The organism is Streptomyces xiaopingdaonensis, from assembly GCF_000262345.1.
Classification (GTDB): Bacteria; Actinomycetota; Actinomycetes; order Streptomycetales; family Streptomycetaceae; genus Streptomyces; species Streptomyces xiaopingdaonensis.
Genome location: NZ_AJTQ01000302.1, coordinates 21013 through 30694, shown reverse-complemented (window position 1 = coordinate 30694; position 9682 = coordinate 21013). Strand labels below are relative to the sequence as shown.

The window sequence follows — 9682 nt, the reverse complement described above, 5'->3', positions numbered from 1 at the left end:
CCGCCAGCCGCTCGGCCATCGGCTCGCGGCCCGCCTGGAGCGTCCAGGCCACCCTGTCGAGGTCGAGCGCCTCGCCGGGCGGCGCCTCCGGCCGGGGCCCGCCGGCGAGCGCCTCGGCGACCTGCCGCAGGGTGAGGAGTTCGTGCAGGTCGCCGGGGCCGAGCCGGTCCGGGTCGAGGCCGTGGCGCTCCGCGACGCGGCGCACCAGGTCCAGCACCGCGATCAGGTCGAGGCCGAGTTCGACGAGCGGTTCCTCGGGTGTGGCGGCAGCCCCGGCGAGGTCGGCGAGGTCGGCGGCGAGCCGCGCGGCGAGGCCGGGCGCTGCGGCACCGGCCGTGCCGCGGTCCAGCAACCGGCGCAGGTCGGCGGCGACTTCGCGCAACGCGTCCCGGGTGCGGGCCGACAGGACGAAGAGCCTCGGCCGGTCCTCGCCGCGTCGGGGAGCCGGCGCCGCGTACTCCTCCAGCACGAGGTGCGCGTTGGCCCCCCCGGCACCGAAGGCGCTGACCCCGGCCCGCAGCGGCGCCCCGTTCCGCCGCCAGGCGGCGCGCTCCCGCTGGACGCGGAACGGCACGCTCTCCCAGTCGATACGGGGGTTGAGCTGCTCGGCGTGGAGGGAGGGCACCAGTTCCCCGTGCCGCATCTGGAGCAGCACCTTGGTGACGGCCGCGACGCCCGCGGCGGACTCGAGATGGCCGACGGACGACTTCAGCGAACCGAGCGCGACCTCGGGGGCGTCCGCGCCCCGTTCGCCCAAACCCCGCACCAGGCCGGCCATTTCGGCGGGGTCACCGAGCGCGGTGCCCGTACCGTGCGCCTCGATGTACGAGACCGTGCCCGGATCGATCCGCGCACGGTGCACCGCCTGCGAGATGAGTTCGCCCTGCGCCACGGGGTTGGGTACCGCGTAACCGCTCGTCCTGCCGCCGTGGTTGAGCGCGCTGCCGCGGATCACCGCGTGGATGCGGTCGCCGTCCCGCTCGGCGAGCGCCAGCGGCTTCAGCAGGAGGGCGCCCACGCCCTCGCCGGGGACCATGCCGTCGCCGCCCGCACCGAAGCTGCGGCAGCGCCCGTCGCTCGAGGTGAACCCTCCGACGGCGAGCTGGTCGTACTTGCGCGGATGCACGGCGAGGTTGACGCCGCCCGCGAGCGCGTACTCCGCGTCCCCGAGCATCAGCGCACCGCAGGCGAGGTGGATCGCGCTCAGCGAGGACGAGCACATGCTGTCCACGGCGAGGCTGGGGCCCCGGAGGCCGAGGAGGTAGGAGACGCGGTTGGCTATCGAGGCGTAACCCATGCCGCCCGCGACGCCCTCCTCGTTCTCGTAGAGCTGGTAGTGGCCGTACATGACGCCGACGTAAGTGGCGACCCTGGCGTCGTGCAGCCGCGCTCGCGGGTAGCCGGCGTCCTCCAGGGTGTGCCACGCCGTCTGGAGGAAGAGCCGCTCCTGCGGGTCGGTGACCTCGGCCTCCTTGCGGGACATCTGGAAGAAGCGCGGGTCGAACTCGTCGATGCCGTCGAGGAATCCGCCCCAGCGGCTGACCGCGGCACCGCCCACGGCGGTGTGCCGCCGCCAGTCCCAGCGCTCCGGCGGGACTTCGCGCACGCAGTCCAGGCCGGCGCTGAGGTTCTCCCAGAACGCGTCGAGGTTCCGTGCCCCCGGATAGCGCCCGGCCATCCCGATGACGGCGATCGGCTGCCACGCGTCCTCCGGCACCTCCGCAAGGGAACCGGTCTCCGGCGCGCGCCGCGGCTCGGCGGTCGCCCCCGAGCTGCTCGCGGCGGGGCGCTCCTCGGCGGCGTCGGGTTCCGGCAGGAGCGCCGTACGCAGCGCGTCCGCGTGGTGTTCGAGGAAGTAGTCGACGAGTTGGCCGATCGTCGGGTACTCGAAGAGGAGCGTCGCCGGCAGCGAGGTGCCGGTCTCGGGTGCCAACTCGTCGGCGATCCGCGGAGTGGTCAACGAGTCGACGCCGAAGTTCTCGAACGTCTCGTCGTGGAAGAGCCGTTCGTCTGCGATGTGGAGGATTTCCCTGAAGGGCCGCCGCACGTACTCCTCGACGGCCGCACGCAGCGCGCCGCCGCCTCCGCCGACCGCGGCAGACGCCACCTCGACCGGCGCCACCGCGGCAGGTGCAGCCGGACCCGCGGCGGGCCCGGGGGCCGCCGGAAGCTCCCGCCGCGCCGCCTCGGCGACCACGACGCACTGGCTCTCCCCCTCGTCCGCAGGCAGTACCCGGCTGTCCGCGAACCCGGCGGCGGCGAGCGCTTCCTGCCAGCCGGGGCCCGACAGCAGCGGCGAGCCCGGGAGCCGCAGGTGTGCGTCCTTGTTGAGCCACCAGCCGTCGAGGAGCCCGAAGGTGAGGGTGGTGGTCAGGACGTTGCTGCTCGCCTCGTTGAGGACGAGCCAGCCCCCTGGCCGCAGCAGGGTGCCCACGTGTCCCAGGGTGGCGAGCAGGTCCTCGGTGGCGTGCAGCACGTTGGCCGCGACGACCATGTCGAAACCGGCCTCGGGGAGTCCCTGCTCCCGCGGGTCGCGGCCGGCGTCCAGCGTCGTGAACTCCACGAAGGAGTACCGCTCGGCGAAGCGTTCCCTGCCGTGCTGGAGGAACGCCACGGACAGGTCCGTGTAGACGTATCGCACCGGCGAGCCCGCCTCGGCAAGTACGGGCAGTACGGCGGCGGTTGTGCCACCGGTGCCCGCGCCGACCTCCAGCACGGTGAACGGCTCCCCCGTGCCCCCCGCCCGCTCGGCGAGGCACCGGGCGACGGCGGAGGCGGCGAGCTCGTTGGCCCGGTCGACGACCGGGCTGCCCCGGTAGGCACCCTCGACGAGCGCGGTGGAACCGCCGGGGAAGAGCACGTCGGTGGCGCGGACCTCGCCGCGCATGACGCGGAACAGGTGGTGCATGCAGGGCCCGAGCAGCCGCTCGAAGCCTTCCAGCGCCTCGGTCCGCGCGCAGAGTCCGACCAGTTCCTGCTCCGGGTCGCCGGTGGCCGGGGGTGCGCCGGTCACCAGCGCGCCGCCCTCCTCCCGCAGCCGTCCGCGCTCGGTGAGCGCCCGCACCAGCTCGGCGAAGAGGCGCCTGCGCGCGGGGACGACACGGAGCCGCGCCGCCAACTCCGCCTCCGTCCACCGCTCCTCCGGTGCGCCGAAGACGCCCTCCGCACGGAAGAGGAGCCAGAGCCAGTCGAGCATGACGCGGTCCAGCCGCTCCGCGACGTCGTCGGCGAGGAGCGGCGGTACGGGCGGCATGGCAGCGGCCTCGTCGAGGAGCGCGAGGCCGGTTTCGCCGGCCGTACCGGTGAAGTCGACCCCGGCGGCCGTGAGTACGTCCCTGCTGGCCTTGGTGACGAGCACCTGCCGGTGCTCCTGCGCGAGCACCTGGTCGACCGCCGCGCTCCCTTCGGCGGGGTCGAGCGAGAAGATGCCGCGGCGCGCCAGCCGCTGGCGGTAGTGGTCCTGCGCCACGGCGCCGACCGTGCCCCAGAAGCCCCAGTTGATCACCCGGACCGCCGTGTCGAGGCGGTCCTGCAGAAAGTGCGCGAAAGCGTCCTCGAACGCACTCCCCGCCGCGTAGTTCCCCTGTCCCGCGCTCCCCGACAGCGCGACCGCCGAGGAGAAGAAGAGCACGAAGTCGGGGCGGTGCGACCGGAGCGCGGCGAGCAGCGCCACGCTGACCCTGGTCTTCGCCTCCAAGGCCGCCCTGAAGGTCGCCTCGTCCATGTTCGCCGTGCTCCTGTCGCGCAGCACGATGGTGGAGTGGACGACGCCGTGCAGCGCGCCGTGGTCGCGGGTGATCTCCCCCACGACGCGCTCCAGTTCGGCCGCGTCGCCCGCGTCGGCCCTCTCGTACCGCACCCGGTCGCCGTCCGGGTCGATCCGCCGCAGCCGTGCCCCGCGCTCCTCGTCGAGGGCGCTCCGGCCGACGAGCACGACCTTCGCCTCGAACTCGCGCACCAGCCACTCGGTCATCTCCAGACCGATACCGCCGGCGCCGCCGAGGAGCAGGTAGACGCCGTGGCGCCGTATCCGGCCCGACGCCACGGGAGACGCGGCCAGCGGTTCGAGCGTCCTGCCGTGCACTGCTCCGCCGCGCACCACGAGCGGCCCCTGCGCCCCGACCGCGGTCCCCGCGGCCACCAGGCGCTCCACCATCGCCGCCCTCGCGCGGGGCTCCTCGGCCGCGGTGCAGTCGAGGAGCGACACCTGCCAGTTGGCGCACTCCTGGGCGAGGGACTGCGCAAGTCCGTGCAGACTGCCCGCGAAGGGGTTGCGCGCGGGCCCGCCGGCCACGTCGCAGACGTCCTCCGTCACCACCACCAACCGGAGGGAATGCGCCGATCCCCCGCTCGCCAGCAGCGACTTCGCCAGCCCGAACAGCGCGAGCACCCCGCGCTGCTGGCTCTCCTCGAGGTCGGCCGCGTCGTCGTGGCGCGTACCCTCGCGAGCGGAGCCCGCCACGAAGTACACGGTCTCCGGCGGAGCTTGGCCGTCGAGCGAGGCGAGCCGCTCGACCGGGGTCAGCACGGGACCGTCCGACCGCGCGGCCAACTCCTCGGCGAGCGGCAGCGTTCCGGCGTCGTGCACGATCCAGGTGATCCCGCCCGTCGCGGCTCCCTCGGCGGGCAGCTGGAGCGGCCTCCAGCGCGGGACGAAGAGCAGCCCGTCGAGCAGGTCGCTGCCGTCGTACCTGGCGGGTTCGGCGGGGGGCGCGGCCTCGGTGGCGTCGAAGGCAGGCCGCAGCGCGAGGGCACGCAGCCGCACGCAGGTCCTGCCTTCCTCGTCGAGCAGGGACACGTCGTAGCGGTCGGGGCCCGTGGCACGGATGTGGGCGTAGCCGTCGACGGCTGGGCGGTGGATCTCCACGGCCTCCACCGCGTACGGCACCATCGGCCGGCCCGACTCGCGGTCGCGGAGCACGGCGAAGGCGTGCAGGGCGCCGTCGAGCAGCGCCGGGTCGAGCGCGTATCCGGCATGCGCGTGCACGGGGGCGGCGAGCCGGGCGAGGGCCTCGCCCTCCCCCGCCGCCGCCCATTCCACGCCGCGCAGCGTCGGTCCGTAGACGAGTCCGGCCGCGGCGAACTCCTCGTAGAGCCGGTCGCCTTCGAAGCGCCGGGGGCAGCGCCGCTCGATCTCCTCGATCGGGAGCGGCTCCTCCTCGGCGCCCGCGGGGAGCGGCTCGGCCGTGCCCTGCGCCAGCACCGGCGCGGCGTTGTCGTCGGCGGCATCGGCATCGGCGTCGCGCAGGGTGAAGGCGAGCGCTTCCCCCGACGTCCGCAGCGAGAGGTGCGCCGCGCGCTCCCGGCCCTGCGCGGTCAGGGGCCTGAGCCAGCGGACCCGGCGCAGCACGAGGCGTTCGGGCAGCCCTGCCTCCCGCACGGCCGCGCGCGCCAACTCCAGTACGGCGACGCCCGGCAGCAGCGGGACGCCGGCCACCCGGTGGTCGTCGATCACGGGGTGCGCCTCGGTGAACCGGGCGGTGAAGGTGACGGTGCCGTCGAGGCTCGCGGCGGCGTCGACTCCGTCGAGCCAGGGGTGCTCGGTGCCGTGCGGCGTACCCGCGCCGGGGGCCGCCCCGCTCGGCGGGGGCGCGAGGGTATCCCCCTCCGTGATCCAGCAGCGCAACTCCTCGAAGGGGTAGCCGGGGAGCGGCACCCGCCCGGGCACCGTGCGGTGCAGCCGCTCCCAGCGCGGCGCTCCGCCCCTGACCCACAGCGCGGCGAGGGCTTCCGCGTCGCGGCGCTCGACCGCCTCCTCCACCTCGTCCCGGGAGACCCGGGCGGCACGGTCCCGCGCTCCGCTGCGCACGCTGTCCCGCCGGGCACCGGACGGGAGCGGACGGTCCGCGGCGCAGGCCGTCAACGCGGCGAGCAGCTCCTCGGTCGACGAGGCGACGACGGCCAGGCGCTCGTCGAGCGCCTCCCTGCCCACCTGGAGGGTGTAGGCGACAGCGGCCGGATCGTGGTGGGCGCCCGTGCCGAGGAACTCGGCGAACCGGCGCGCGAGTTCGCGCAGCCGCTCCGGCGTCTTCGCGGAGAAGGGGAAGACCTGCGGCTCCCGCGGGGCTTCGGCATCCGCGGGCCCGGAGGCCGACGGGTGCTCTTCGACGACCAGGTGCGCGTTGGACCCGCCGGCGCCGAAGGAGCTGATTCCGGCGCGGAGCGGGCTGCCCTCGGCGGGGAGCCACGGCGCGGACTCGCGCTGCACGTAGAACGGCGAATCCGCCCAATCGATATGGGCGTTGAGGGTCTCGGAGTGGAGCGAGGGGACCAGGGTCCGGTGCTTCATCTGGAGCAGCACCTTGCACAGGGCCGCCATGCCGGCCGCCGACTCCAAGTGCCCCACGTTGGACTTCACCGAGCCGATCGGCACGCTCCCCGGTGCGAGTCCGGCCGCGTCGAAGGCGACGCCCAGGCCGCGGATCTCCACCGGGTCACCGAGCGCGGTGCCGGTGCCGTGCGCCTCCACGTAGGAGAGGGAGGACGGGTCGACGCCGGCGTCCTCGACCGCGCGGCCGATGAGTTCGCCCTGGGCCACCGGGTTGGGGACGGTGAAGCCGTTGGTGCGGCCGCCGTGGTTGAGGGCGCTGCCGAGCAGGGTGGCGTAGACGTGGTCGCCGTCGCGCAGCGCGCTGCTCAGCGGCTTGAGGAGGACGGCACCGACGCCCTCGCCCGGTACGTAGCCGTCTCCCCCGTCGCCGAAGCTCCGGCACAGGCCGTCGCTCGACGTGAACCGGCCCTGCCCGAGGAAGCGGTACTTGTAGGGGTGCACATGCAGGTTGACGCCGCCGGCGAGGGCGACCTCCGCGTCTCCCGACCGCAGGTCGCGGACGGCGAGGTGGATGGCGCTCAGCGCCGAGGAGCACATCGAGTCGAGGGTGAGGCTCGGTCCGCCGAAGCCCATCGTGTAGGAGACGCGGTTGGCGATGGACGCGTAGGACGAGGCGGCGATGCGCCCGTCGTCGCCCTCGTAGAGCTGGTACAGGCCGTACATCGCGCCGACGTAGACCCCGACGCGCGCGGAGCGCAGGGCGGACCTCGCGTAGCCGGCGTCTTCGAGGGTGTGCCAGGCCGTCTGGAGGAAGAGCCGCTCCTGCGGGTCGATGATCTCGGCCTCGCGCGGGGAGATGCCGAAGAACAGCGGGTCGAAGCGGTCGATGCCGTCGAGGAAGCTTCCCCATCGGCTCTGCCGGGCGGCCCGGTCGGCCTCGGTTGCGTTCTCGTACTCCCGCCAGTCCCAGCGCTCCGGGGGGATTTCGGTGATGAGGTTGCGTCCGGCGCTGAGGTTCCTCCAGAAGCCCGCCAGGTCGTCGGATCCGGCGAAACGGGCGCTGACGCCGACGATCGCGATCGGCTCCGCCGCGCCCGTCGAGCGCCCGCGGGGCTCCTCCGGGACGGGCGCGGGGGCGGGGACGGGTTCGGCCTCCGGCAGCTCGGGACGGTGGGCGTCGGCCGGTCCGTCGGAGGCCAGCGCCGCCAGGCGCGCGCCGTGCCGCTGGGCGAAGTACCCGGCGAGCGCGCGCAGATCCTGGTACTCGAAGAAGAGCGTCTTCGGCAGGGGCCCGAAGTCCTCCTCCAGCTTGCTGTTGAGGTCCATGATCAGGATCGAGTCGATGCCGTACGCCTCGAAAGCGGTCTCCGGCTCGATCTCGTCGGCCGGCATCTCGAAGACGTCGGCGAGGACCCGGCTCAAGTGGCTTTCGGCCAACTCCCCCGGCGTCCGCCCCTCGTCGCCTCCTCCCGTTCCCCGTTGAGCTGTCTTCCGCTCGAGCCGGCGGTGGGACGCCGCTTCGAGGAGTTCGCCGATGCGTTCGCCGTGGCCCGCGGCGATGAGCACGCGGCTGCCGTCGGCGGGCGGGTGGTCGAAGGCGGCGTCGAAGGCGGCGAGCCCCTCTGCCGTGGCGATCGGCCGCAGACCCTTCTCCGCCGTCATGCGGTCCTGCGTGGAGCGGTCCACGCCCATGCTCATCCCGCCCTCCTCCCACAGCGACCACAGCAGGGAGAGCGACCGCCCGGAGCGCCGGCCGGCACGGCGCAACTCCTCGCGCCGGTCGGCGAAGAAGTCGAGGAAGCGGTTGGCGTAGGCGTAGTCGGCCTGGCCGGGGGAGCCGGCCGCACCGGAGACGGAGGAGAACACGACGAAGAAGTCGAGGGGAAGTTCGGCGGTGGCTCGGTCCAGCGCGACGGTCCCCGACACCTTCGCCGCCACCACCTCGGCCATCTCCGCCGCGCTCTTGCGCACCAGATAGCCGTCCCGGACCACGCCGGCGAGGTGCAGCACCCCGTGCAGCGCCCCGAACTCCGCGCCGATCCACTCGGCGAGCGCCTCGGCCGCACCGGGCTCGCCCAGGTCGGCCCGGCGGTAGACGGCATCGACGCCCTCCTCGCGCAGTCGGGCGAGGTGCTGCGCCGCATGGCCGTCGAGCGGCGAGCGGCCGGTGAGCACGAAGCGCACGCGGCGCCGGGCCGCCAGATGCCGCACGAGTATGCGCCCGAGCCCACCGAGCCCGCCCGTGACGAGATAGGTGCCGCCCTCGCGCAGCACCGGACCCGCTCCCTCGGGTGGGAAGCCGTCGAGCCGCCGCCAGCGCGCGGTGCGGCGCTCGCCGTCGCGGTGGGCGACGGCGAAAGCGTGGTCCGCCGCCGCGACCTCGGCGGCGACCAGGCGGGCCGACTCCTCGGCGGGGGCGGGCGGCACCGCGACCGTGGACATCAGAAAACCCGGCTGCTCGTTGGCGATCGTCCTCGCCAGGCCGTCGAGCGCGGCGCTCCGCACCGCGTCGAGGCCGCCGGCCGCCTCGTACACGTAGAGCAGCCGCACCGGCTCCTCGAACCTCGCGCGCGACCAGGCGCGGAAGACTCCGGCGAGGGTCAGCAGCGGCCGGTCGAGCGGTCCCTCTTCCTCGAAGGCGGCGGCGTCCCAGACGATCGTCGTCGGCGCGCGTCCTTCCTCCTTCAGCCTGCCGAAGAGTGCGGCCCAGTCCTCCTCCTCGTCCCACCGCAGGCGCCAGCCGCCGTCCCGCTCCGCCGTCAGCCCGCTGCCGGGCCGTACGGCCTCGACGGTTCCGGGCGCCAGCCGCGCGCCCAGACCGGAGTCGGCGCCGACGACGAGCACGGCACCGTCCGCCTGCCGCGCCTCGCCCGGCGGCGAGGGCTGCCACACCTCCTCGAAGGCGAACGTGCCGCTCGCCGCTTCCCGCTCGGCGGGGCGCAGTTCGTGGACGCCGCCGACCTTGCGGGTGACCAGGCCACGCAGGCGCAGTGCGACCCGGCCGGCGTCGTCGGTGAGGGTGAGGTCGTGCCCTGCCGTTGCCGGGGAGCCGGCCGCGCGTACGGCGTGGACGTAGCCGCGTGCCGGCAGCGGGCGTACGAGCTCCAACGAAGCCAGTGAGAAGGGCAGTTGGCGCTCGGTGGTGGCCTCGGGCGCGGGCGCGGACCACAGGGCGGCCTGGAGCATGCCGTCGAGGAGCGAGGGGTGCAGCGTGAACTGCTCGTGGGGAAGGGCGACGGCCTCCGGCACCTCGAGCCTCGCCAGCGCCTCGTTCTCGCCGCACACCACGGAGTGCAACGGGCGGAAGCTCGGCCCGTACCCCCCGCCGAGCCGATCGAAGAGCGCGTAGCACTCCTCGCCCGTGACCGTGCGCGAGCAGCGGGCGCGGACCTCGGCGAGGTCGAGCAGCTC

General features: G+C 74.5%; 1 protein-coding gene (cut by a window edge). It reads right to left on the bottom strand.

Annotated features, from left to right (window positions below; all coding sequences use genetic code 11):
- Positions 1-9682, bottom strand: part of the annotated coding region (locus UWG_RS0123575) for an SDR family NAD(P)-dependent oxidoreductase (protein ID WP_016909662.1) (this coding region is incomplete at its 3' end). Its footprint extends 849 nt past the window's final position; 9682 of its 10531 annotated nt are in view.